The organism is Leucobacter rhizosphaerae, assembly GCF_022919175.1.
Lineage (GTDB): Bacteria > Actinomycetota > Actinomycetes > Actinomycetales > Microbacteriaceae > Leucobacter > Leucobacter rhizosphaerae.
This window is the reverse complement of record NZ_CP095043.1, coordinates 2,806,506-2,830,198: the sequence shown is the minus strand read 5'-3', so window position 1 is coordinate 2,830,198 and position 23,693 is coordinate 2,806,506. Positions and strand designations below refer to the sequence as shown.

Below are 23,693 nucleotides of genomic sequence, written 5' to 3'. Positions count from 1 at the left end.
CACTCGGTAGGACAGCCGGCGTGGGGCGGATTCGCGACTCCCAGCCGTACACTGATCTCCGTACCGGAAGACCCCGCACTGCACGCCCCGGGAGGCCGTCGTGAATGCACCGAATGACTCGCAGGACTACCCCGTCACCCTGAGCGAGAGCGAGTGGCGCGAGCGCCTGAGCCCGGAGGAGTACGCCATCCTCCGCACCGCCGCCACCGAACGCGCCGGCACCGGTGAGCTCCTCGACGAGACCCGTGACGGCCTGTACCGCTGCCGCGCCTGCGGGAACGAGCTGTTCGTCGCCGGCACCAAGTTCGATTCCGGTTGCGGCTGGCCAAGCTTCTACGAGAGTGTCCGCCCTGAGGCCGTCGAACTGCTCGAGGATGCGAGCCTCGGCATGGTGCGCACGGAGGTGCGCTGCGCGAACTGCGGCTCGCACCTCGGGCACGTCTTCCCCGACGGCTTCGGCACCCCCACGGGAGATCGCTACTGCATGAACTCCCTCGCCCTCTCGTTCGAGGCCGGCGCGACCCCAGACGAGGCATGACCGACCCCGCCGCGACCGCGTTCGACGCGCTCGTCGCACGCCGCTCGCACTCGCGGGTGACCGACGAGGCACCGATGCAGGAGGAGCTGGAGCGCCTGCTCGGGGCGATGACCTCCATCGCGGATCACTCGCGGCTCCGCCCCTGGCGCGTCATCGCGCTGCGCGGCGACGCTCGGCACCGGCTCGCCCGCGGTCTCGCGAAGGCCACCGGATCCGACCTCAAGAAGACCATCGGGAAAGCGACGCGCGCACCACTCGTGCTCGCGATCGTGGTCAGCCCGCGCTCGAGCAGCAAGGTGCCCCTCTGGGAGCAGGAGTCGGTCGCGAACGGGGTCGCCCACGCCCTCGAACTCCTCCTCCATGAGGCGGGCTGGGGCTGCTTCTGGCGCACCGGCCGCGAAACCCGCCACAAGGCGCTGCGAAAAGCGCACGAACTGAAGAAGTCCGAGTATCTCCTCGGCTGGATCCACGTGGGCGGGATCCCGGACCGCGACCGCACGTCGAAGCCGCGCAAACCGCTCGACCTGGAGCGGCACCTCACGTCGCTCTAGAGAGCGGGGTCGGGATCACCGCCGATTACTGCGGAGATCTCACACATGTCGGAGCGAAACACCCTGGTGCATCCGCTGTGGGTGAGATCTCCGCCGCAATTGGCGCGCCTGCCGACCATTGGCGCGGATCAGCCCAAGACTCTGGCGATCCAGCCCCAGCCACCCCAGCCCCTCAGCCGCGGCTCCGCGACGGCAGCGCGGCGATCACCACCGCGAGGAGCGCGATGGCGGATCCCGCGATCAGCCCGGTCGTGAGCCCGTCCGCGAGCGGCAGCCCGGCCTCGAACGCCACGGCCGCGATGAGCTGGCCGGCGACGTTCGACATACTGAGCAGCAGCACCCCCGCCGCGCGCACCAGCATCGCTGCGATCGCGATGAAGATCGTGCCGACGATGCCGCCGATGTAATACACCGGCGAGGTCGGCCACGCCTGCGGCCAGCCACTGATTCCCACCGAGACCGCCGCGGCGATCACGAGCAGTGTGGTGCCGACGACGAAGTTCACGAAGGTCGAGGTGATCGCGCTCCGCGCAGCCGCTCGCACGATGCCGTTGACCATCGACTGCCCGGCGACGCACGCTCCGACGACCACCGGGAACACCACGAGCCAGACCATGTGGAGGCTCTCGAGGTCCGAGCCGACGGCGACGAGCACCGCGACAACGGCGAGCCCGGTGCCGATCAGGCGACCGGGGGTCGGGCTGATCCTGCCGCCCGGGCCGAGGCCCACCCGGTCGAGCACCAGCCCGCCCAGCACCTGTCCCGCCACGATCCCGACCGTGAAGAGCGCGAGCCCCGTGAGCGGCGCGACGAGCCCCTGCCCGAGCACGAAGAGCGCTCCGGCGGCGCCTCCGAAGAGGGTCCAGAACGGCAGGCGGCGTTCGCGCAGCTCCGTGCGGAGCTGGCCGAGGCCGGAGCGCGCCCGGCGCGACACGAGCATCAGCACGCACATGATGACGAGGCCGATCCCGAACGACACCGCTGCGGTGACGTAGCCGTTGCCGAGCTCTTGGCTGAGGCCACCGTTCACGCGGGACTGCAGGGCGACGAGCATCCCGGCGAGACCGGATCCGAGCAGGGCCGCCCAGACGGGGAATCTGGAAGTGGTCTGCGGCACTCCCCCACCCTACTCCTCGTTCCCGCGGTGCGAGACCGCTGCCGGAGCACAGCGGCCTGGAGCGAGGCGCGGGACCGCCGGCACGGCGAAGGCCCCGCCGGAGCGGGGCCTTCGTCTGCGGAGCCGCCTGTCGGACTCGAACCGACCACCTGCGCTTTACAAGGGCGCTGCTCTACCAGATGAGCTAAGGCGGCAGGAGGGCGGCCGTGGCCGCCCCGAGCAGTTTACTCGGTCTCGGAGTCCTCCTCCGAATCACCGTTCTTCTGCTCCAGCTCGCCCTTGACCTTCAGCAGGTAGGACTCCAGGGCACCGTCGCGTGCCTGGTTCCACTGCTGACCGTTGACGATCACGGTGGGGGTGCTGACCAGGCGCTGCGGGGTGCCCGCCTCCTGCAGGGTCGCCCCATCGGGGCCGAGGATCTGCGCACCCTTGGCGAGGCCGAGCAGGCCGGTCTCGCTCGCGGCCTTGTAGTTCGTGGCGATGAAGTTGCCGAAGCGCACGTCCTTGACGCACTGGCGCAGCTCGGTGGTCAGCTCGGCGCCGGCGGCTTCGGCCTCCTCCAGCAGCTGGTCATCGGTGAGCCCGGTCGTGTTCTCAGCGGGCTGCACCTCCGCGCTCAACAGGCGGTTGTGCAGCTTGAACGCCACGTCGGGCTGCTCCTCGACGACGCAGCTGAACAGGTTGCCGGCGCGGGTCGAGTACTTGCTGCCGAGCGAGGCCGCATCGAGGAAGTTCAGGGGGTAGACCCCGAGCGTGATGTCGCCGCTGCCGACGTAGTTCTCGAGCATGCTGCCGTTCTGCTGCTCGAAGGCGCCGCAGGCGGGGCACATGTAGTCGACGTAGATGGTGACGTCCAGCGGCAGTTCGTCGCGGTTCACCTCGGGCGCCGTGCGCTCGTCACCGGGCTGCAGAGCGGGGCTCTCGACGACGGCGAGGTCCTTGCCGAAGATCGCAGCACCGGAGGCCATGTTCGCCGGACCGGGGCCGGCGGGCTTCATCGACTGCGCGAGCACGACGCCCACGATCGCGAGCACCGCGATGACACCGAGCACCACACCGCCCTGGAGGAACAGCCGGTTCCGCTTCTCGCGCTTCTTCTCCTGCTCGCGTGCCAGACGGGCCTGCTCTCGGCCCTGCGCGCGCCGCTCGTTTTTGGTCAGACGACCACTGTTCTCATTTGCCATGGATGAATCTTCCGGTTGGTCCGCTGGCGCGGATCTCGACTGGGTGTCTCAGGGAGCGAAGAACTACTTCTTCTTGCCGGAGCGGCGCTCGGCACGGTTGGTGGGAGCGGCATCGGCGGCGACCTGCTGACCGAACGCGCCGCGCTGGGCGGGCTGCTGAGTCCGACCCTTCGGGGCCTTCGGAGCCTGCGGAGTCGCCGCTCCGCTCACCGCGGGGGCACCGTCCTCGTCGGGGGCGCTGTAGCTGAGCTTCGCCTGATCGGTGCTCTGCTCGGCCTCGAGGCCGCCGCCCTCGAGGTGCACATGATCCTGGGGCCCCTCGGCCGGGCGGACCTTTACCTCGAGGTTGTAGAGCAGCCCCATGGACTCCTCCTTGATCTGCCCCATCATGCCCTCGAACATGTTGAAGCCCTCGCGCTGGTACTCGACGAGCGGGTCGCGCTGAGCCATCGCACGCAAGCCGATGCCCTCCTTGAGGTACTCCATCTCGTAGAGGTGGTCGCGCCAGCGGCGATCGATGGTGGTGAGCACGACGCGACGCTCGAGCTCGCGCATCGCCTCCTCGCCGAGTGCGGCCTCACGGTTCTGGTAGGCGACCTCGGCATCGGAGAGGATCTCGCGGCGCAGGAACGCTTTGTCGACCTTCGAGGACCCCGCCTCCGCGAGCAGCTCGTCGACCGTGATCCCGACCGGGTACACCTGGCGCAGGTCACCCCACAGGGCGTCGAAGTCCCAGTTGTCATCGCTGCCGTGCGAGTCGAGGATCGCGTCGATGGTCTGCTGCCGGAAGGCGTCGATGCGCGGCTCGATCTCTTCGCCGTCGAGGATCTGCTGACGGTCGCTGTAGATCGCCTTGCGCTGGCGATCCAGCACATCGTCGTACTTCAGGACGTTCTTGCGGATCTCGGCGTTGCGGGCCTCGACCTGGCTCTGCGCACTCTGGATCGCGCGGGTGACGACCTTCGACTCGATCGCGAGGTCGTCGGGGAAACCGTCGCGGTTCATGAGGGCCGCCGCGGCACCCGAGTTGAACAGGCGCATCAGGTCGTCGGCGAGCGACAGGTAGAAGCGGCTCTCGCCCGGGTCGCCCTGACGGCCGGACCGACCGCGCAGCTGGTTGTCGATGCGGCGCGACTCGTGGCGCTCGGTGCCGAGCACGTAGAGCCCGCCGACCGCGACGACCTTCTCGGCCTCCGTGGCGACGGTCTCCTTGACCGCGGCGAACACGTCGTCCCACGCGGCCTCGTACTCGTCGGGGGTGTCGGTCGTGGAGAGCCCACGCGACGCCATCTCCTGCACGGCAAGGAACTCGACGTTGCCGCCGAGCATGATGTCGGTACCGCGGCCGGCCATGTTGGTCGCGACCGTGACGGCGCCGAGGCGACCCGCCTGCGCGATGATCGCAGCCTCACGCGCGTGGTTCTTCGCGTTCAGCACCTCGTGGCGGACGCCCGCCTTGGCGAGCAGACGCGAGAGGTACTCGCTCTTCTCGACGCTGGTCGTACCCACGAGGACCGGCTGACCCTTGGCGTGGCGTTCCGCGATGTCCGCAGTCGCCTGCACGAACTTCGCCTCCTCGTTCTTGTAGACGAGGTCGGGCTGATCCTTGCGCTGCATGGGCTTGTTGGTCGGGATCGGGACCACACCGAGCTTGTAGGTCGACATGAACTCGCCGGCCTCGGTCTCCGCGGTACCCGTCATGCCCGAGAGCTTCTCGTAGAGACGGAAGTAGTTCTGCAGGGTGACGGTGGCGAGCATCTGGTTCTCTGCCTTGACCTGCACCCCTTCCTTGGCCTCGATCGCCTGGTGCATGCCCTCGTTGTAGCGGCGCCCGGCCAGGATGCGGCCGGTGTGCTCGTCGACGATGAGCACCTCGCCGTTCAGCACGACGTAGTCCTTGTCGCGGGTGAAGAGCGCGCGGGCCTTGATCGAGTTGTTCAGGAACGAGATCAGTGGAGTGTTCACCGACTCGTAGAGGTTCGTGATGCCGAGGTGATCCTCGACCTTCTCGATGCCGGGCTCGAGCACACCGATCGTGCGCTTCTTCTCATCGACCTCGAAGTCGACGCCCGGCTCGAGCTTCTTCGCGACGCGCGCGAACTCGGAGAACCAGCGGTTGGCCTCGCCCGAGGCTGGGCCCGAGATGATGAGCGGCGTCCGCGCCTCGTCGATGAGGATCGAGTCGACCTCGTCGATGATGGCGAAGAAGTGGCCGCGCTGCACGCGTTCTTCGGCCGATCCGGCCATGTTGTCGCGCAGGTAGTCGAAGCCGAACTCGTTGTTCGTGCCGTAGGTGATGTCGGCGTTGTACTGCTCCCGACGCAGTGCGGGATCCTGACCCGCGACGATGCAGCCGGTGGTGAGCCCGAGGGCCCGGAACACCCGACCCATGATGTCGCTCTGGTACGTCGCGAGGTAGTCGTTGACGGTGACGATGTGCACACCCTTGCCCGCCAGGGCGTTGAGATACGCGGGGAGGGTTGCGACGAGCGTCTTGCCCTCACCGGTCTTCATCTCGGAGATGTTGCCGAGGTGCAGGTTCGCGCCACCCATCACCTGCACGTCGAACGGCCGCAGGCCGATCGTGCGCTTCGCCGCCTCGCGCACCGCGGCGAACGCCTCGGGCAGGAGGTCGTCGAGGGTTTCGCCCTTCTCGAGCCGCTCGCGGAACTCCTCGGTCTCACCGCGGAGCTCCTCATCGCTCAGGTCCGCGAAGGAGGCCTCGAGGTCTGCGACCAGCTTGGCCTGACGCTCGAGCTTCTTCAGAGTGCGACCCTCGCCGACGCGAAGGAGCTTTTCGAGAACTGTCGCCACGTTGATTCTCCTGTACGGGTTTGCTCGGCCGAGAGCCGCAGGCGCGGCACAACCGTCGTTGCCGAATTGTGACAACGCTTCAGCTTATCAAGCCGAGCGCGCGCGTCACCTGGGGAGATGCCAGGATAGAGTCGCGGACGAGCGCGCAGGACCCCTGCGCTGCCGAACGGCGGATGGGCCGGCGATCGACGAACGAGGAGTCTCCATGGAGCGCGGCAGTGGGGCGCTCGTGATCCTCCCCACGTACCTCGAGCGCGAGACGCTGCCCGCGGTGGTCGCCGGCATCCGGGAGCACCTGCCCGACGCGGACATCCTCATCATCGACGACGCCAGCCCCGACGGCACCGGCCGGATCGCCGACGAGCTCGCGGCCGCCGACCCGCGGATCCGGGTCGAGCACCGCGCGGGCAAGCTCGGGCTCGGCACGGCGTACCTCGTCGGGTTCCGCCGCGCGATCGCCGAGGGCTACCGCTTCGCCGTCGAGATGGACGCCGACGGATCGCATCTCCCGAGCGAGCTCTCTGGGCTGCTCGCTGCGGCGCGGAACGGAGCCGGCCTCGCGCTCGGCGCACGCTGGGTGCCCGGCGGACGCATCGAGAACTGGCCGAGGACCCGCCAGACCATCTCGCGGCTCGGCACCGCCGTCGCGAGGATCGCGCTGCGGTCCCAGCTCCACGATCTGACGAGCGGCTTCCGCGCGCTGCGGACGGAGTGGTTGACGCGGGTGGATCTCGACACGCTCACGACCCAGGGATACGGGTTCCAGGTCGAGCTCGCGTGGCGGCTGGAGCGCATCGGCTGCCCGATCGACGAGGTGCCGATGACCTTCGTGGAGCGCGCGGGCGGGCGGTCGAAGATGTCCGTGGGCATCGCCGCGGAGGCCCTGGTGAACGTGCTGCGCTGGGGCTGGGAGCTGCGATTCGGTCGCCGCACGTCGCCGGAACGCGACAGTGGGCCGAACCCGTAAATCGTTCCGGGTTCGACCCACTGCTGTGCGTCGTGCGTGACGCGTCGCGCCCGTCGCCGGGCCGTGCGACCTACTCGTTGGCGAGCGAGATCACGCCGTAGTTCCACCCCTTGCGGCGGTACACGACCGCCGGGCGGCCCGAGTCCGACTCGAGGAAGAGGAAGAAGTCGTGTCCGACGAGTTCCATTTGGTCGACCGCCTCCTCGACCGAAAGGCTCTCGGCGGGAAACTCCTTCGAGCGGATGACGACCGGGGTGTACTCCTGGTCCCCGGTCTCCTGCCCCGCGATGGGGACGCTCCCGGTCGCGACCGATTCGACGACGTCGAGCGGTGCCGGAGTCACATCGAGCATGTCGAAGTCGTTCGCGGAGGCATCGGCGAGTGAGATGCGGCCGCGGCCGCGGTGCTCGTGCTTACGGTCTTTCATGCGCCGGATCCGCTCGAGCACCCGGCCGTAGGCCATGTCGAAGGCGGTGTACTTGTCGCCACCCGTGGATTCTGCGCGGATCACCGGGCCCGGACCGATGAGCGTGATCTCCACTCGGTCGCCGTTCTGGGGGCTGCGGTCGCTCAGTCGCGACACACTGACCTCGAAGAACTGGGCCTTGGGCAAGAGCCCGTCAACTTTGTCGGATTTGGACTCGACATAGTCCTTGAAGCGATCGGTGATGCCGACGTTCTTGCCGCGGATGTGCACGTCCATGGTGACCTCCCAGTTGACTCAGGCGGTGGGCCAGTGTGGCGCACCCTTACGCCTTTCCGGAAGCCTACTCCACTCGCTCTCGCCGTTTCCACCCTCAGCCGCGGGCCGCGTGTCACGCCGTTCCGCCACGCACAGCGCCACGATTGCGATGACGGTGGCACCCGCGCGCTCCAGGGTTTCGCGCGCCGCGAACAGTGTTGCGCCCGTCGTCAGAATGTCGTCGACGAGCACGATGTCGCGGCCCCGGATCGCGCTGACCGCGCCCCGGCGCACCGCGATCCGTTGGGCGTTCACTCGCCGCTGGGCGGGTCCCAGCCCCACCTGTCCCACGCGTCCGCGGGTCGTCCGGAGCACCCGGCGCTGCGGGATCCGCCAGCCGCGAGTGGCACTTCGGATCAGCACCTCCACGGGTCGGAAGCCGCGAGCGCGCGTGCCCGCGGGTCGCGACGGTGCCGCCACGAGCAGCGGGGGTCGGCCGGGGCGGGCGAGCGCCATCGCCTCGACCAGCGGAGCCCGGAGGGCAGGACCCAGCTGGCGTCGGAACCCGAACCGGTACTCGTGCTTGAACGCGACGAGCAGGGCGCGCAGCACCCCGGCGTACTCGCCGCGCACGAACACCGGCACCCCCATCGTGCGTCTGCGCACGGGCGCTGCGGCGCGCACCTCCGCCACGCACCGAGCGCAGCAGTCGCGATCGGCCGCACCGCAGCCGACGCACGCGGTCGGCCAGAGGATGGCCAATACGTCGAGCAGGAGCTCTCGGAGCGTCGGGAAGTTTGGCATCGCCCCAGTCTGCTGCCCATTGACCAGCAACAGACCTCCCGGCCATGTTCGGTGGACTTCCCGTGCGATCCGGAGCCCCTGCCGATCCTGTGAGCGAAGATTCGGCGCCCGGACCCGCCGACCCGACTTCCCGTGTCGAGCCGCGTCGAGCCGCGTCGAGCCGCGCCTACCCCCGCTTCGCGAGCAGCTCGATCCCGTTGTCGATCCGCTGCCAGCCGCTCCCCTGCGACGCGAACAGGGCGTCTCCGTCGCCGAGCACCCGCAGCTGCGATCGGAGTCCGCCCCCGCTGATCGCCGCGCCGTCGGGCACCGAACCCTGCTCCTGCGCGAAGAGACCCGGTCCGCCGGTCGTCACTTTGCTCGCGTTCCCCAGGTCAGTGAGCGCGGCGAACTTCGTCTGATCGATCCAGTCGAAGTCGACGGGCGATCCGGTGGTCCAGAGCTGCGCGACTGCCTCGTCGGTCGTGCGCAGCGGCACGCCCGCGTCGTCCCGCACGACACCCGCGACGAGCACGACACTGCCGTCAGGGCTCTCGACGAGCGCGGCGATCTGGCTCCCGTCGGTCGAGAGCCGCACGGCGACCGGATCCCGGCCCGCGAGCCAGGGCGCCGCAATGGCAAGCCCGGTGCCGTCCGGCGTCGTGGCCCGGAGCTGGTCGGCGGTCGCCCGCTGCACGGTCCAGATGGTGCCGTAGACGTCGAAGCTCGGGTCCACGAGGCCCGGCCGATCGTCGACGATCGCACTCTCCTCGGCCGTGACGCGCGTCACCCCGCCGCCGTGGCGCACCGCCGCCGCGGTCCCGTCGAACGACAGGGTCACCGCCTCGGGATCGAGGTCGAGCACGGGACCGCTCAGTCCCTCGATCTCGCGGAACTCTCCGCCGATGAGCAGGCCGAGCGCGCCGTCGCTGACGACCGCGGCGTTGACGATGTCCGCGGAGGGGCGCAGCTCGCTGCGGGTGGTGGTGGCTCCCTCGAAGAGCGACGCGCCGTCGGCGAGCAACTCGATCCCGGTGACCCCCTGCACGGATTTCAGGCTCGTGCTCAGCTGCTGCTCGACAAGTTTCAGCGTCTCGGGGCCCGCCTCCAAGAGCTCGCTCGACAGGTCCACCCTGGCGTGCCCGTCGACGATCGGTACGGTGCCCGAAACGAGCGTCACTCCCGCCGGGAACCCGCTCTGGACCGACTCCTGCATGCGTCGCCCGGGGCCCTCGATCAGACCGCCCACGATCTCCGTCGCCAGGGCGGTGCGGTTGAGATACCAGCGGGTCTCCGGCACCAGCAGCCCGTCCGGTCCGACGAAGTTGAGTTCGTGCGACGACCAGATCGCGAGGAAGTCGCTGCGGTCGAGGATGATCCCGCTCGGGGCCGACGAGATCCGCCACTCGTCACCGACGAGCTCGAATTCGAAGCGCATGTCGGTCGTCGGCCCGGGCTCGGCGGGCAGCATGAGGCCCTGAGCGTCGACGTTCGCGGCCGCCGCGAGCGAGAGCACCCCCGCGAAGTCGCCGTCGTCGCGGTAGGGGCGGCTGCCGTCGTCGATGAGTACCCCGTAGTACGGATCCCACTGGTCCGCGTACTCCGTCGACAGGAACTCACGTGCGACGGAGTAGTCGTCGCTGCTCGAGGTCGCCGCCTGCACGAAGCCTCGGACGAGGTCCTCCTGGCTGGATCCCGCCACGGGCCCCGACGGGTTGAACTGCACGAGCTGGTCGACCTGCTTGAGGTCGGTGAGCCCGACCTGCACCGGCCCGGAGCCCGGGATCGCGTTGCAGCCGGCAAGCGCCAGCACCGCGACGGCCACGACGGCGGTGCGCACGAATCCGATCCGACGGGTCATCGTCGCTTCTCCCTTCGCGTGCGGCGGAACGGGCGACGGAGCCACCCACCGGTCGCCTGCGGATCGCCGTCTTCGGCGGCCACGTCCTCCGGCACCAGCGGCAGCGGGGACATGAAGGTGGTGATGCCCTCGGACCGCGGCAGGGTGAGACGGAAGTTCGATCCCTCCCCGGGTCGGGACCAGGCCTCGACGGTGCCGCCGTGCACCGCGGCGTCCTCCTGGGCGATCGCGAGGCCGAGGCCGGTGCCCCCCAACGTGCGCTTGCGCGACGGATCCGCCCGCCAGAAGCGGTCGAACACGTGCTCCACGTCGCTCGCCGTCATGCCGATCCCCCAGTCCCGCACCGAGATCGCCACGGCGGAGGCGCTCGAGTCGATCGACACGACGATGCTGCGCCCCTCGCCGTGCTCGATGGCGTTGCCGACGAGGTTAGAGACGATCCGCCGGATGCGTCGGGCGTCGACGTCGACCGGCGAGTAGCCGCCGAGCGGGCGCACCTCGATCACCCCGGCCGAGAGGGGCTGCAGCTGATCCACGACCTCGTGCGCGAGGCTCACGAGGTTCGTCGGCTCCGTCTCGAGGGTCACGCGCCCGGCGTCGTAGCGGGAGATCTCGAGGAGGTCGCCGAGCAGCGCCTCGAAGCGGTCGACCTGGGTACCGAGCACCTCCACAGCCCGTTGCTGCCCGGGGGCCAGCCCGCCCTGCTGACCCTGCAGCACCTCGCTCGCGAGCCGGATCGTGGTGAGCGGGGTGCGGAGCTCGTGGGACACGTCGGAGACGAACCGCTGCTGCATCTCGGAGAGGTCGTCGAGCTCCTGGATCCGGGCTTGCAGGGTGTCGGCCATGTCATTGAAGTTCTCGGACATGACGTCGAAGTGCTCGTCGTTCTGCACCGGCATGCGGGCGTCCTCCTCACCGGCGGCGAGTTTGCGGCTCGTGTCCGCGGCCGCGCGGATCGGTCGGAACACCACGCGGGACATGATCCACACGAGGATCCCGATGAACGCCATCATGGCGGCGGCGGTGATGAGCAGCGTGCGCTGCACGAAGCTCAGGGTGTCCTGGGTGTCGCTCAGCTTGTAGCCGATGAAGAGGTCGTACGTCCCGGCGCCCGCGGGGAAGTTCAGGCTGGACGCGACGACGATCCCGGGGGCGGTGGTGCCGTCCTCGGCGACGAAGGTCACGGGTTGCCAGTGCTGCGGCTCGGTGGAGGTCGCCACTTCCCGCGCGAGCTCGGGCGACACCGCCTCGACCAGCATCCGGTTCGTGAAGGAGGGCGGGGGCGCCTCGGGGAACGTGGCCTGCCCCGACTGCCGCCGGAGGTAGACCATCTGGCTCGACGAGGTGTCCTGCACGGTACGGCGGACCGATGCCGCGAGCGTCGACAGGCTGCCGCGATCCGACGCATCGGAGGCATCGAGATCGTGCTGCGCCGCGAGGGTCGCACGCGCGGAGTCCTGGAGCGCCTGGTCCCGGCGCGAAGACGTGAGGTCCTCGCTGATGCTCGACAGGATGAAGACGCCGGCGATGAGCACGACGAACCCCGTGACGAGACCCGTGATCGTCATCGTGCGGACCATCAGCGAGCGCCGCCAGCGGGCGCGGAACGGGCCGAGCACGGGCTGCGTCGCGCGCACCCAGCGGAGACGCCAGCGCCGCCACATGAGGGCGAGGCGCGAGCGGCTCGACGTGCCCGGCACGGCGCTACTCAGTGGGGGTGCCGGCGCGATACCCGACGCCGCGCACCGTGGTCACGATGGTCGGACGGTCGGGATCCTGCTCGATCTTCGCGCGCAGGCGCTGCACGTGCACGTTGACCAACCGGGTGTCCGCCTTGTACTGGTAGCCCCAGACCTTCTCGAGCAGCACCTCGCGGGTGAAGACCTGCTGCGGCTTGCGGGCAAGGATCACGAGGAGATCGAACTCGAGGGGGGTGAGCGGGATCGGCGTCGTGCCGCGACGCACCTCGTGCGCGGCGACGTCGATCGTGAGGTCGCCGATCCGGAGCGCCTCGGCGGCCTCCTGCTGCGGCTCCCGCAGCCGCGCGCGGATCCGCGCGATGAGTTCCGCCGGGTTGAACGGCTTCACGACGTAGTCGTCCGCTCCGACCTCGAGCCCCCGCACCACATCGCGCGTGTCCGTGCGAGCGGTGAGCATGATGATCGGCACGCCCGACTCGGCGCGGATCCGCTCGCACACCTCGATGCCGTCGAGCCCGGGGAGCATGACGTCGAGCAGCACGAGATCGGGGCGCACCTCGCGGAACTTCTCGACCGCCTCGGCCCCGTCGGCGGAGTGGTCCGTGAGGAATCCCTCCGCCTGCAGCACCATGCCCAGCATCTCGGCAAGGGCTCGATCGTCGTCTACCACCAAGATCCGCGCGCTCATGAGTCCCATTATGGTCGCAATGACCCGACTTGACTCATTTCACGGGTTCGGGATCGGCTGCGTGTGGCTCCGGGGCACGGTTCCACGTCAATTGCGGCGGAGATCTCACGTACGGAGGACGGTTTCCGGCATTTCGCTCCTGCGTAGGCGAAATCTCCGCCGGAATGTGCGCGACGCACGCTCGATCAACCCGGACATCCCGGCGCGAGGCGCGACATGACGAGAAATAAGGGTCGCCCGCTCCCGCGCCTCTTTGCCATACTTGAACAAAACCTGTGGAAATTCCCAGGATGTCAAGAAAGAGAGTCGAAATGACTGGTACCGCTCGGAATGCGGTGGCGGAAGCGCTCGCGACCTTCCTGTTCGTCTTCGCGATCGTCGCAGCCGTGAACAACGCCGGAGACTTCGCCCCCCTCGCCATCGGCTTCACGCTGATGGTGCTGATCTACGCAACGGGTCACCTCTCGGGCGCGCACCTCAACCCGGCCGTTTCGCTCGGCGCTCTCATCCGTGGTGCTCTCGACGGCGTCGGCTTCATCGCCTACGTCATCGCGCAGCTCGTCGGCGGCGCGCTCGGCGCGCTCCTCGCCGGGGCGATCTTCGCCGCTCCCGAGGCAGCGAAGGAGATCGAGGTCGGCTCCTCCTTCCTCGTCGAGGCGCTCTTCACCTTCATTCTCGTGTACGTCGTGCTCAACGTCGCCACGTCGAAGGACACCGAGGGCAACTCCTTCTACGGCCTGGCCATCGGCTCCGTCGTGGTCGTCGGCGCCTTCGCCGTCGGCCCGATCTCGGGTGGCGGTTTCAACCCCGCCGTCGCACTCGGCCTCGCGATCCACGGCGATTTCGCCTGGTCGAACCTGTGGCTCTACTTCGTCGCCCCGCTCGTGGGCGGTGCGCTGGCGGCACTCGTGTTCCGCGTGCTCAACAGCCACGATCTGGAGAAGGCCGCCGCGTAGCTCCGGCCCTTCGAACGACGGCGGTGGCCGGGGAGCGCATGCTTCCCGGCCACCGCCGTTTCCGTCCGTCTCAGAAGTGCTCGAAGCGCCCCGGCAGCAGATCCCACGGCTCGCGCCCAAGGTACTCGCACACGGCGCGGTAGACGCAGTGCTCGACGAAGTAGCGGCGGTGCTCGTCGTCGTTCACGTGCAGGCCACGCGCCCGCTGGATGGGCATGCGGTACAGCATGATCGTGCGCGAGGCCCGGTCGATCGAGTAGAGCAGGGGCAGCCGGCTCTCACCGATGCCGCTCGGTGCGGTCTGGAATCCGATCTGCACCCCGTCGAGCTCCTCGGGGAAGAGCGACTGCAGCAGCTCCACCACGCCGCGCGCGTCGGACTCGAAACGGGCGAACCGGCTCGTGGGATCGGGAAGTCCTGGGCCGGTCATCGAGGACCGGATCGGGCGACGGCCGTGCCGCCGGACTCCCCCGGCCGCGCGTGCGCCGGGAACGCGTTCTCGAGCTGCCATGATCCCAGTGTAGGCGCGTCAGTGAGCGGCGCCGGTCAACACCTCAGCGAGCAGCGCCGGTCAGCGCGTCAGCGCGGAGCAACGGTCAGCGCGTATAGACGGTGAGCGCACCGTCGCGCGCATCCTGCGCCTGCACCGGGTACGCCGCGATGTCGCCGTCCTTCACGTACCGCACGCCGGCGGCCACCGGGGCGGAACTCGTCAGCACCGCATCCGCGGGCGCATTGGTGGTGGCGACCGCGGATCCCGCAGGCACCCGCCACTCGCGCGGCGATCCCGTCGCCCCCGCAATCGTGACGTCTGCCGGTTCGTCCCCCGGGTTCACGACGATGAGGCGTCCGCCGGTGACCACCGGAACCGCGACCGGTTCGTCCGCCGCCAGCACGGGTGCGGGCACGAACCAGGTGTAGTCGCGCTGTTCGCCCTCATGCGCGGAGCCGAGCACCCCACCGACCACCGGCACGTCCGCGTCGATGATCACGGCGTTCGCGTCGTCGGGCCAGTGCTCCACCCCGAGTTCACCGATACCGCTCGAGGAGAGCTGGATCTCGCCGAGGTCGGTCTCCGCGCCGTCGTCTCCGACCGCGCGGACGGTCGCGGTGCCGACTTCGCCCCCGGGGGCGAGCACCCGCACGAGCACGCTGAAGAGGTCGGCCTCCCCGACATCGCCGGCCCCGTGCTCGTGGTCGCTCACGTTCGTCACCCCGGGCACGACGAGGGTGGTCGAGGGTTCGCCCTGCCGGGTGACCGTGTCGACCGCGTAGGGCTCGATCCCGCTCAGCTGCCCCACGCCCAGGCTCGCGGATACGGGGGCTCCGGTGCTGACGACTCGCACGGCGAGTCGCTCGCGGTCGGGCGCGTACCCATTCAGAGAGACGGTCTGCTCGGTGCCCGGCGAGACCAGCACGCCGGCGGTCTGCACCGCGTCGACGGCGCCGTTCTCGTCGAAGACGGAGATCTGCACGGTGGCCGGCACGACGCCCGGGTTGCCGAGGCTGAGGGTGGTGGAGGTGCCGAGCGAGGACGCGCCGCCGAGCAACCACTGCTCGTTGAGCGGCTCGGTGCATGCGCTGGCGGTCACACCCCGGAGCGTCTCGGTCGTCACCGCCTGGATCTGCGCGGCCGCGAGGGGCTCGTCGGCGGGAGCCGTCAGCACGGTGGGAAGCCCCGCCCCGCCCTCGGCCCGGGCGAGCTCGGCCGTCGCAGCGGCCACGCCGGCGACGGTCACCGCCGGGGCGGTGGTGGGGATCGCGGCCTCGGGCCGATTCGGGTCGGCACCGAGCTCGGCGAAGGATCCCGCGCAGACCAGGGTGCGATCCGTATTCTGCGTCGTGTCGACCGTGAGCGCCAACGGCTCGCGCTCGACGGTAGGAAGGGGCAGGCTGCCGAGCAGCACGACCGCCGTCGCCGACACGCCGACCACCAGGAGTCCGACGACGGCGCGCAGGCCACCGCGGAGGATTCGGGACTGCTCGTTCATCGTGCGCCTCCCTCCGGGGTGCCGGGTGTCTCGTTCGGGGCAGACGGGGGCGCGGGATCGGCCGATCCGGGATCAGCTGACGCGGGATCAGTGGCGACCGGTGCCGGATCGGTGGCGGCAGGTGCCGGATCCACCGCACTGGAATCGGCCGCGGCCGGACCCACCGTCGCCGGGACGACAGATGCCGATGCCGCACGGCGCGCTTTCCGCGACGGACGTTTGCGCCGTTCGGGCCGCCAGGTGACCTCACCGGTCGGCAGCGCCAGGAGCAGCATCCCCAGCAGCACCGCGAGCTGCACCACCCAGATCGTCTGGCCGCTCAGGGAAGTGCCGCCGAGGCTGGCCGCGGAATCGCCGGTGGCCTCGGACGCAGTGTCGACACCCACGACCCGCCACAAGAGCCCCTGCTCGGTGGTGCCGGCGCTCGCCAGCGAGCCGTGCTGATCGAACACCCGCTGCAGTTCCGCTCGTTCGCCGTCATCGCCGCCCGTGCGCAGCAGGACGTGCGCGACGTGCTGCTGCGCAAGCGCCTCGGCCATATCGGCGCCCCCGGCACTCGCGAGCCCCGCGACCAGTGCGGCGACCTCGCGATCGCTCGCGGTCTCGGTCGGCGACGTCGCCGCGGTGCGGATCTGATCGAGCCGCAGACCCGTTCCGGTGACGAGCTCGGCCCGCACGCTGTGCGCATCGACCGCGGTCAGCACGAGGGTGCGCGCGGTGGGGTCGGTCTCACCGGCGGCCTGCACGAGCGCGGGCATCTGCGCGGTGCCGCTGCGGAAGGGAGTGTCGTTCACGACGAGCTTGCCCGCGACCGGCAGCACGGCGACGATCGCGGCGATCAGCGCCACTGACACCACGGGCGCGGCCGCGCGACGCAGCGTGCCGGCGCCCACCGCCGCGAGGCTGAGCAGGGCGAGCCAGTAGACGGCGAGACCCGAGCCGGTCCACAGCGCCACACTCTCATGGCCGACCGTGCTGAGTTCGAGCTGCGACGACGCGAGAGCCGTCAGCATGCCGAGACCACCGAGGAGGGCGCTCAGCAGGGTGACCGCGATGCGGCCCGTGAAGAGTCCGAGCAGGGCCAGCAGCGCCAGCGGGAGCATGAGCACCCCGACGAGCAGGGTGGCCGGCGGTCCGCCGAGCCCGACGGTGTCGAGGATCGCGGCCCAGCCCTCGAGGCCGAACGTCGGGAACCCGAGCAGCATGTGCCACGGCGTCGCGGGCACGAACGGTGAGGTGATCCCGGGATCGAGGAGCAGGTCGAGCGGGCGCCCGTTCATCAGGCTGGTGACGATCTTCGGGGCGAAGAGCACGAGCGGCACGATCGCCGTGGTGAGCACCCGGCCGATGCCGCGCACGCTCGTGAAGAGGCCGACGATCAAGAGGATCAGCGCGGCGGGAATGAGGACCGGTGCTGCGGCGAGAGCCACCGCAGCGAGCAGCGACGCGGTGCCCGCCCAGCTCCAGGACTCGCGGCATCGCGTCGCGGCGAGCAGCAGCCACGGCAGCACCATGGTCAGGACGAGGGTCGGCAGGTGCCCGCCGTGGATCGAACCGAGGAGCACCGGGCTCACCGCGAAGCCGAGTCCCGTGAGCGCACGACCGGCGTTCGAGTCCGTGAGCTGCGCCGCCCAGATCCAGCCGCCGAGGGCGGTCACCGGGATCGCCACGATCATCAGCACGACGACGATCTGCGACGGGTTCCAGAACGTGAGCGAGCCGAGGAGCGCGAGCACCCAGGTGAACGGATCGGCGGGCACCCCGTCGATCACCCGCGTGTTCTCCCACAGCTCGCCGAGCGAGCTGAGCGGTGCGAGGTCACCCCCGGTCAGGCTCGTGTACGCAAAGGTCCACCAGGTCAGCGCGACCGCGATCACGGTGGCGGCGACGAGCACCGCGAGCCCGCCGGTCGAGATGAAGTGCAGTTCTTTGCGCTGCCGTCCGGTCGAGGCGAGGATCGCCTCGCGGTCGATCATGCGCGCGGTGCGCACGCTCTTCGGGTCCGTCCGCAGCTGTCTGAGCGCGGGCCAGCCCACCGTCGACTGCTGCCGGATCCGGCGCCGCGACGCCAGGATCGCGTGCGGGGTGAAGAAGGTCCTCGCCGCGGCCGCGACCTCCCCGACGATGTACCCGGGCTGCTCGCGGATCAGCGACCACAGCACGCGGAACACCGCGTAGAGCGGGAGCCCGAGCCACTCGAAGAACGCGACGGGCGCCGGCGCGTACGAGATGCGCCGGTGGAGGTGGGCGGTGCGGGCCTGGCGATGCGCCTGGCGCATGACCGAGCGCTTGCGGTCGATCCGGGGACCGGCGACGCCGCTCTGCGCGAAGCGGACCCGCGAATCGGGGGCGACCTCCACGCGGTGGCCGGCGAGGCGGGCGCGAACGCTGAAGTCGAGGCCGTCGTCGTAGACCGCGAGCGCGGGATCGAAGCCGCCGAGCTGCTCCCAGATGTCCCGTCGGACCAGCATGCCCACGGGGCCGACGCCGAGCACGTCCTGCATGTGGTCGTACTGCTGCTGATCGAGTTCCTGCCGTCGCAGCGTCCACCGCGAGCCGTAGCGGGTGAGGCTCTGGCCGAGCTCGATGATCCGATCGGGGTGATCCCAGTCGACGATCTTGGGGCCGGCGACAACCACGGACGGTGCGCGCTGCACCCGGTTCAGGATGAACTCGAGCGCCTCGGGCTCGGGGCACGAATCCTCGCTGAGCAGCCAGATCCATTCGTCGGAGGGATCCCCGCTCACGGGGCTCGCCTGCACGCCCTGCTGCACGGCCTGCCCGAAGGACACCCGCGAGCTGAGCCCGACGACGACCTCCGCGCCGCTGTCCCGCAACTGCGCGGCGACCGCATCCGAGCCGCCGTTGTTGACCGCGATGATCGCCGCGGGCGCGCGAGTCTGAGCCGCGATCCCCGCGATGGTCTGGTCGAGCCACTCGCCGCCGCGGTGGGCGACGAGGATGGCAGTCACTCTGGTGCGCATATCGGCCTCAGTCTAGGCAGAGAATGCCGCTCAATCCTGGAGGCCATGCCGCAAACACGCAGGGAGTCGTTTACATCGCCTCTCGGCGGAGCCTCCGGCGTTCGCGCTCGGACAGTCCGCCCCAGATCCCGAATCGCTCATCGTTCTCGAGCGCGTACTCGAGGCACTCGGAGCGCACCTCGCAGCCCTCGCAGATGCGCTTCGCGTCACGGGTCGATCCGCCCTTCTCCGGGAAGAACGCCTCGGGGTCGGTCTGCGCGCACAGGGCGTCGGTCTGCCACGAGAGCGCTTCATCCTCGGTCTTGCGCACCCCGGGGACACCGAGGAACACGGGATCGACGAACCAGTTGCCGGGAACCGGAGTGTGCGCCGAGTTGTTCAACATGCACTCCTCACCGATCCCGAACTGCCGCACGAGCTGCGCGGCGATAGTGACAATTACACCGTTGTGATTCGTTCAAGTCAAGCCGGGGAGTCTAAACCCTCAAGAGCGCCTTGAGGGTCTTTGACGCGCGGGTGTGTCGCATACGTGTCGTGCGCGCGTCACCGGTCGGGGTGATCGTCGTCCGCGAGCGGCTCCCCGACGGTCGCGAGGAAGACCTCGCCGGCGCCTGTCAAGTGGATCGGCTCCCCCGCCGACACGTAGAGCGACTGCCCGCGGCGGGCGCTCGCGACCTCCTCGAGCCCCGCTGTGCGCTCGATGCGCACGCGGCCCGCAGTGACTACCAGCACGAGCGGGTGCGTTGCCGGCACCTCGACCGTCGGAGCACTCCCGGGGAGCGCACCGTGGGCGTCCGGGTCCAGTTCGTCGTGCAGTCGCGCCCGGAGCAGCTGGAAATCGGCGACCGGTGGCCGCCAGGCCCGGAGGCCCGGTACCGGGGCGATCGCGGGGAACCGGGGCGCGTCGAGCTCCGCCGTATCCACGATTCGGCAGAGCTCGGCGATGTCGACGTGTTTCTCGGTGAGCCCCGCACGCAGCACATTGTCGGAGGCGGCCATCACCTCGACCCCGACGCCTCCGAGGTAGGCGTGCAGCTGCCCGGCTGCGAGATAGATCGCCTCGCCGGGCGCGAGCCGCACGACATGCAGGAGGAGCGAGACGAGGATGCCGGGATCGCCGGCGTGCGTGGCGGCCAGCGCGCGGAGCACGGCGACGCGCTCGGGATCGACTTCGAGCGCGATCCCGGTGTCATCTGAGACATCGCCCTGCTCGACCGCGGAGGCGAGTGCGGCGAGCGCAGCCGCGACGAGCGGATCGCCGCTGAAGGACCAGTCGAGAAAGGCGCGCCGGAGCGCAGGAGCATCGTGCCCCGCGAGGCGATCCGCCACCCCCACGAGCACCTCCGACGCCCGCCCGCGACACTGCGCGGCGAGGGCGAGGAGGTCGTGCCGGGCATCGGTGAGGCTCCGGAAGCCGCTGAGCGCCGTCACCTCGCTGACGGCGACGAGGAGTTCCGGCTTGTGATTCGGGTCCCCGTAGTTGCGCTCCCGCGCGTCCCGAGCCACCCCGGCCCGATCCTCCGCCGCGAAGCCGGCGATCGCCTGCGCGCGATTCGGGTGCACCTGCAGCGACAGGGGCGCGCCGATGGCGAGGACCTTCAGCAGGAACGGCAGCTGCCCGCCGTCGAACCCGTAGCGCTCGGGGTCGCTGTCGATGAGCTCGATGAGGGACTGCCGCGCGGGTGATGCCTTGGCGATCGTCGCGGGATTGCCGGGGTGCGCCCCGAGCCACAGCTCGGCCTGCGGTTCTCCGGTCGCCGGAGTGCCGAGCAGTTCGGCGAGTGCGTCCCGAGAGCCCCAGGCGTAGGCACGCGGGGTGTTCTCGATGAAGATCAGCACGTCGCTCCTCCGGCGCTCCGATATCGACGCCACACGGCGCACATGCGCCATGCTCTACCATACCGACTATGGCCGAGAGCAAGACGAGACTGGGCGTGAGCGCGTACGCGATCTGCGTATTCATCTTCACCCTCGGGAGCAACGGCGTACGCAATCTCGTCGGCTGGCCGGCCTTCCTCGCCCTCGCCGTGGTGCTGACGGGGCTCGGGATCGTGCTCTTCGTCCGCCTCAAGCCCGAGCGCTTCCGCTGGTACCGGCTCCCCGCCCCGATCTACTGGTTCCTGATCCTCGCGGCGCTCTCGATCCTCTGGTCGCAGTACCGGCTCGAGAGTGTGCTCGGAGTCGCCGCGCAGCTCGCGACAACGGTGCTCGCGGTGGTGGTCGCGTTTGTGCTGAGCTGGCACGAGGTGCTGCGCACGCTCGGCACGGCGCTGCGCTACCTCATCGGGCTGTCGTTCCTCTTCGAGCTGTGGGTCGCGCTGTTCGTGCGCGCTCCGCTGCTGCCGTGGTGGATGGAGGAGCCCGAGGGCGAGACCCCGAAGCTCCTCTACTGGAGCCGCGATCTGCTCTTCTCCGGCGGTCCGATCCAGGGGCTCGTGGCGAGCTCCGTGCTGCTCGGATTCCTGGGACTGCTCGGGGTCATCATCTTCGCGATCCAACTGCGCGCCGGACTCGTGCGCCCCTTCAGCGGCTGGTGCTGGCTGGCGCTCTCGCTGCTCACCATCCTGCTGACCCGTGGCGCGACGGTCTGGGTGGCGCTCGCGGCGGTCGTCGTCGGGCTCGTGGTCGCGCTGTGGGCCCGCCGTCTCGGCCCCGAACGGCGCGTGCCCCTGTACGTGACGAGCGGCGCGCTGCTCGCGGCCGTGATCGCCCTCACCCTGTTCGCCCGCGACACCGTGTTCGGTCTTCTGGGCAAGAGCGGCGACATGACGGGGCGCCTCGAGACCTGGCAGAAGGTCATCGAGCTGGCAGAGCAGCGGCCCTGGTTCGGCTGGGGCTGGATCAGCTACTGGGCGCCGTGGGCCGAGCCCTTCGCCAGCCTCGACCGCAAGGCGGGCCTGCAGGTGATGAGCGCGCACAACGCCTGGCTCGACGTCTGGCTCCAGCTCGGCATCGTCGGGCTCCTCGCCTTCGCCCCGATCGTCGTGCTCACGATGTGGCGGACCTGGTTCCGCGCGGTCGATCAGCCGCGGCGCGGCCACGGCCCCGCGCTGCCCTATGCGACGAGCTCGCTCTGGCCGTTCCTCGTGATCATCGCCCTGCTGGTGCAGTCCCTCACCGAGAGCCGGCTCCTCATCGAGGGCAACTGGGTGCTGCTCATCCTGCTCGCCGTGAAGTCGCGGTTCGACTTCCAGCTGCCGTCGCTCGACGCGGAGCCCACGCGCCTGCCGTGGCGGCGCGTGCCGATCCCGCAGGAGCGACTGGTACCGTACAAGCGTGATCCTCGAGACTGAACGACTCCTCAAGCTCCGGGCCGACGCCCGGCTCGAGCGCGAGACGATCCTCGAGCACCGGGTGCGCGACGGCGAGGATCCGGCGGTCGCCTACGCGGAGACCCCCGAGGTCGACGACTTCGTGGTGCTCGCACTCCGCGACGAGATGCTGGAGGATCGCGGGCAGCTCGCGGAGTTCGGCCTCGCCCGACTCGCGGCGATCGCGGGTGGCCCCGACGCGGAGGAGCATCGACGGACGACGGACCGGATCGAGTTCGAGCTGATGCGCGATATCGCGGCGGCGGTGCCCGAGCTAACGGTTGCGGTGTGGCGGATCGCCGGGAAGTTCACCGCGCGGTAGGTCTTCAACGGTCGGGGATGCTGAGAATGAGCGCCCGGTTTCGGGATCCTCCGACTTCAGGATGTGCTCCGCATTCGCTGAGATCTGCATTCCTGCTGAGTCATTCGGCCCACCCAGTCAGCAGGAATGCAGATCTCAGCATCAGTGCGCGTCGGCCCAGTGAGAAGTGTGGCGGATCACCGGGAAGTTTACCGCGCGGTGGGTCCTAGGCGGTCGGGCCGTACCCGTCAGGGTTGCCGGACTGCCAGGCCCAGGCGTCGGTGCAGGCGTCCGCGAAACTGCGGCGCGTGCGCCATCCGAAGCGGGCGAGCGCCTCGGACGGGTCCGCGATCACCTCGGCGAGGTCGCCGGTGCGCCGGTCCTCGATCCGATACGGGATCTCGCGGCCGGAGACCCGCGAGAACTCGCGAATCGCCTCCATCACGCTGGTCCCAACGCCCGACCCGAGATTGATCCGCTGCACGCCCGGTGCGAGATGCGCGAGGGCCGCGGCGTGACCCTCGGCGAGGTCCATGACGTGGATGTAGTCGCGCACCCCGGTGCCGTCGGGCGTCGGGTAGTCGTCGCCGAACACGCTCAGCCGTTCACGGATCCCGAACGCGACCTGCGACAGGTACGGAAGCAGATTGTTCGGAGTGCCGCGGGGGTCCTCCCCCATCGTGCCGGAGGGGTGGGCGCCCACCGGGTTGAAGTAGCGCAGGTGCACGACCGACAGTTCGGGCCAGGCGGCCTGCGCGTCGTCGATGATCCGCTCGTTCATGAACTTCGACCACCCGTAGGGGTTCGTGATCCCGACCCCCGTGCGGTGATCCTCTGCCACCAGGTCGGCCTCGGGCTCGCCGTAGATGGTCGCCGACGAACTGAACACCAGCCGGGACCACCCGCGCTCGCGCATCACGTCGAGAAGGACGAGCGTCGAATCCAGGTTCACGCGATAGTAGTGCACCGGATGCAGCACCGATTCGCTGACCGACTTGAGCCCGGCGAAGTGGACGACGGCGTCGAAGCTGTGCGCCGCGAGGGCGAGCCGAGTGGCGACCGGATCGGTGAGGTCGCACCGCAGGAAGGTCGGCTGCACCCCCGTCAGCGCGGCCACACGTCGGAGGGACTCCTCGCTGGCGTTCGAGAGGTCGTCGAGCACGACCACCTCGTGCCCCTGCTCGATGAGCACCAGGGCGGTGTGGCTCCCGATGTACCCGGCTCCCCCGGTCAACAGCACGCGCATACGTTCCATCGTATGGCGT

The 23,693-nt window shown here is 69.8% G+C and carries 20 protein-coding genes and 1 tRNA gene; 6 read left to right on the top strand and 15 right to left on the bottom strand.

The genetic code is table 11. The features are described from left to right. Positions 1-100 precede the first annotated feature (100 nt). Both msrB and MUN76_RS13030 read left to right on the top strand, forming a co-directional pair. Entirely contained in the window at positions 101-538 is a 438-nt protein-coding gene (msrB, locus tag MUN76_RS13035; RefSeq protein ID WP_244685236.1) for a peptide-methionine (R)-S-oxide reductase MsrB, read from the top strand. Then, positions 535-1,089, top strand: a complete 555-nt coding sequence (locus MUN76_RS13030) for a nitroreductase family protein (protein ID WP_244685235.1) — start codon at positions 535-537, stop codon at positions 1,087-1,089. Before msrB ends, MUN76_RS13030 begins: the two co-directional genes overlap by 4 nt. Positions 1,090-1,261: 172 nt before the next feature. Here MUN76_RS13030 and MUN76_RS13025 read toward each other — a convergent pair whose 3' ends face one another. The 4 genes from MUN76_RS13025 to secA all read right to left on the bottom strand — a co-directional run bounded on the left by MUN76_RS13025 (position 1,262) and on the right by secA (position 6,204). Next, positions 1,262-2,206 (bottom strand): DMT family transporter, encoded by a 945-nt coding sequence (locus MUN76_RS13025; protein WP_244685234.1) that lies wholly within the window; start codon positions 2,204-2,206, stop codon positions 1,262-1,264. Between the two features lie 121 nt (positions 2,207-2,327). Further along, positions 2,328-2,400: transfer RNA gene (locus tag MUN76_RS13020), tRNA-Thr, on the bottom strand. Between the two features lie 30 nt (positions 2,401-2,430). After that, on the bottom strand, positions 2,431-3,390 hold the full coding sequence (locus tag MUN76_RS13015) for a DsbA family protein (protein WP_244685233.1): 960 nt from the start codon (positions 3,388-3,390) through the stop codon (positions 2,431-2,433). A 63-nt stretch (positions 3,391-3,453) separates the two neighbouring features. Next, positions 3,454-6,204, bottom strand: a complete 2,751-nt coding sequence (gene secA, locus MUN76_RS13010; RefSeq protein WP_244685232.1) for a preprotein translocase subunit SecA — start codon at positions 6,202-6,204, stop codon at positions 3,454-3,456. Positions 6,205-6,409: 205 nt separating this feature from the next. Between secA and MUN76_RS13005 the strand changes: the two genes are divergently transcribed. Further along, entirely contained in the window at positions 6,410-7,171 is a 762-nt protein-coding gene (locus MUN76_RS13005; RefSeq protein WP_244685231.1) for a polyprenol monophosphomannose synthase, read from the top strand. Between the two features lie 70 nt (positions 7,172-7,241). On the opposite strand, the gene hpf is transcribed toward MUN76_RS13005, so the two are convergent. The 5 genes from hpf to mtrA form a co-directional block, all read right to left on the bottom strand. Continuing rightward, positions 7,242-7,874, bottom strand: coding sequence for a ribosome hibernation-promoting factor, HPF/YfiA family (gene hpf, locus MUN76_RS13000; RefSeq protein WP_244685230.1), 633 nt, complete (start codon positions 7,872-7,874; stop codon positions 7,242-7,244). 18 nt (positions 7,875-7,892) lie between these two features. After that, positions 7,893-8,657 carry a ComF family protein gene (locus tag MUN76_RS12995; RefSeq protein WP_244685228.1) on the bottom strand — a complete coding sequence of 255 codons (765 nt, stop codon included), beginning with the start codon at positions 8,655-8,657 and terminating at the stop codon, positions 7,893-7,895. Positions 8,658-8,823: 166 nt separating this feature from the next. Beyond that, the gene (locus MUN76_RS12990; RefSeq protein ID WP_244685226.1) at positions 8,824-10,497 is read right to left on the bottom strand and encodes an LpqB family beta-propeller domain-containing protein; all 1,674 of its coding nucleotides are present in this window, start codon (positions 10,495-10,497) and stop codon (positions 8,824-8,826) included. Further along, a complete protein-coding gene (gene mtrB, locus MUN76_RS12985) occupies positions 10,494-12,197 on the bottom strand; it encodes an MtrAB system histidine kinase MtrB (RefSeq protein ID WP_244685225.1) in 1,704 nt (567 codons plus the stop codon). Before mtrB ends, MUN76_RS12990 begins: the two co-directional genes overlap by 4 nt. A gap of 4 nt (positions 12,198-12,201) precedes the next feature. Further along, positions 12,202-12,885 carry an MtrAB system response regulator MtrA gene (gene mtrA, locus MUN76_RS12980; protein ID WP_244685224.1) on the bottom strand — a complete coding sequence of 228 codons (684 nt, stop codon included), beginning with the start codon at positions 12,883-12,885 and terminating at the stop codon, positions 12,202-12,204. A 311-nt stretch (positions 12,886-13,196) separates the two neighbouring features. On the opposite strand from mtrA, the gene MUN76_RS12975 reads away from it, so the two are divergent. Further along, positions 13,197-13,841 (top strand): MIP/aquaporin family protein, encoded by a 645-nt coding sequence (locus MUN76_RS12975; RefSeq protein WP_244685223.1) that lies wholly within the window; start codon positions 13,197-13,199, stop codon positions 13,839-13,841. Between the two features lie 70 nt (positions 13,842-13,911). Here the strand turns inward: MUN76_RS12975 and MUN76_RS12970 are convergent, their stop codons facing one another. The 5 genes from MUN76_RS12970 to manA all read right to left on the bottom strand — a co-directional run bounded on the left by MUN76_RS12970 (position 13,912) and on the right by manA (position 20,655). Continuing rightward, complete coding sequence (locus MUN76_RS12970; RefSeq protein ID WP_244685222.1) at positions 13,912-14,352, bottom strand: metallopeptidase family protein; 441 nt, start codon at positions 14,350-14,352, stop codon at positions 13,912-13,914. 85 nt (positions 14,353-14,437) lie between these two features. Further along, the gene (locus MUN76_RS12965; RefSeq protein WP_244685221.1) at positions 14,438-15,832 is read right to left on the bottom strand and encodes a DUF5719 family protein; all 1,395 of its coding nucleotides are present in this window, start codon (positions 15,830-15,832) and stop codon (positions 14,438-14,440) included. Beyond that, complete coding sequence (locus tag MUN76_RS12960) at positions 15,829-18,816, bottom strand: glycosyltransferase family 2 protein (RefSeq protein WP_244685220.1); 2,988 nt, start codon at positions 18,814-18,816, stop codon at positions 15,829-15,831. The genes MUN76_RS12965 and MUN76_RS12960 overlap by 4 nt, the downstream gene beginning before the upstream one ends. Positions 18,817-18,886: 70 nt before the next feature. Beyond that, positions 18,887-19,201, bottom strand: coding sequence for a WhiB family transcriptional regulator (locus MUN76_RS12955; protein ID WP_244685219.1), 315 nt, complete (start codon positions 19,199-19,201; stop codon positions 18,887-18,889). Between the two features lie 158 nt (positions 19,202-19,359). Next, on the bottom strand, positions 19,360-20,655 hold the full coding sequence (gene manA, locus MUN76_RS12950) for a mannose-6-phosphate isomerase, class I (RefSeq protein WP_244685218.1): 1,296 nt from the start codon (positions 20,653-20,655) through the stop codon (positions 19,360-19,362). Between the two features lie 68 nt (positions 20,656-20,723). Between manA and MUN76_RS12945 the strand changes: the two genes are divergently transcribed. Together MUN76_RS12945 and MUN76_RS12940 are read left to right on the top strand one after the other, a co-directional pair. After that, entirely contained in the window at positions 20,724-22,109 is a 1,386-nt protein-coding gene (locus tag MUN76_RS12945) for an O-antigen ligase family protein (RefSeq protein ID WP_244685216.1), read from the top strand. After that, the gene (locus tag MUN76_RS12940; protein WP_244685215.1) at positions 22,093-22,449 is read left to right on the top strand and encodes a hypothetical protein; all 357 of its coding nucleotides are present in this window, start codon (positions 22,093-22,095) and stop codon (positions 22,447-22,449) included. Before MUN76_RS12945 ends, MUN76_RS12940 begins: the two co-directional genes overlap by 17 nt. A 205-nt stretch (positions 22,450-22,654) precedes the next feature. Here MUN76_RS12940 and galE read toward each other — a convergent pair whose 3' ends face one another. Then, positions 22,655-23,674 carry a UDP-glucose 4-epimerase GalE gene (gene galE, locus MUN76_RS12935; RefSeq protein ID WP_244685213.1) on the bottom strand — a complete coding sequence of 340 codons (1,020 nt, stop codon included), beginning with the start codon at positions 23,672-23,674 and terminating at the stop codon, positions 22,655-22,657. Between the last annotated feature and the right edge of the window lie 19 nt (positions 23,675-23,693).

What these genes read in the sequence shown, in the direction of transcription:
- hpf (WP_244685230.1), bottom strand. Translation starts at nt 7,874, where the DNA reads ATGGACGTGCACATCCGCGGCAAGAACGTCGGCATCACCGATCGCTTC.
- galE (WP_244685213.1), bottom strand. Translation starts at nt 23,674, where the DNA reads ATGCGCGTGCTGTTGACCGGGGGAGCCGGGTACATCGGGAGCCACACC.
- MUN76_RS12965 (WP_244685221.1), bottom strand. Translation starts at nt 15,832, where the DNA reads ATGAACGAGCAGTCCCGAATCCTCCGCGGTGGCCTGCGCGCCGTCGTC.
- MUN76_RS12960 (WP_244685220.1), bottom strand. Translation starts at nt 18,816, where the DNA reads ATGCGCACCAGAGTGACTGCCATCCTCGTCGCCCACCGCGGCGGCGAG.
- MUN76_RS12990 (WP_244685226.1), bottom strand. Translation starts at nt 10,497, where the DNA reads ATGACCCGTCGGATCGGATTCGTGCGCACCGCCGTCGTGGCCGTCGCG.
- MUN76_RS13015 (WP_244685233.1), bottom strand. Translation starts at nt 3,390, where the DNA reads ATGGCAAATGAGAACAGTGGTCGTCTGACCAAAAACGAGCGGCGCGCG.
- MUN76_RS12975 (WP_244685223.1), top strand. Translation starts at nt 13,197, where the DNA reads ATGACTGGTACCGCTCGGAATGCGGTGGCGGAAGCGCTCGCGACCTTC.
- MUN76_RS12955 (WP_244685219.1), bottom strand. Translation starts at nt 19,201, where the DNA reads ATGTTGAACAACTCGGCGCACACTCCGGTTCCCGGCAACTGGTTCGTC.
- mtrA (WP_244685224.1), bottom strand. Translation starts at nt 12,885, where the DNA reads ATGAGCGCGCGGATCTTGGTGGTAGACGACGATCGAGCCCTTGCCGAG.
- MUN76_RS12995 (WP_244685228.1), bottom strand. Translation starts at nt 8,657, where the DNA reads ATGCCAAACTTCCCGACGCTCCGAGAGCTCCTGCTCGACGTATTGGCC.
- MUN76_RS12970 (WP_244685222.1), bottom strand. Translation starts at nt 14,352, where the DNA reads ATGGCAGCTCGAGAACGCGTTCCCGGCGCACGCGCGGCCGGGGGAGTC.
- MUN76_RS12945 (WP_244685216.1), top strand. Translation starts at nt 20,724, where the DNA reads ATGGCCGAGAGCAAGACGAGACTGGGCGTGAGCGCGTACGCGATCTGC.
- MUN76_RS13005 (WP_244685231.1), top strand. Translation starts at nt 6,410, where the DNA reads ATGGAGCGCGGCAGTGGGGCGCTCGTGATCCTCCCCACGTACCTCGAG.
- MUN76_RS13030 (WP_244685235.1), top strand. Translation starts at nt 535, where the DNA reads ATGACCGACCCCGCCGCGACCGCGTTCGACGCGCTCGTCGCACGCCGC.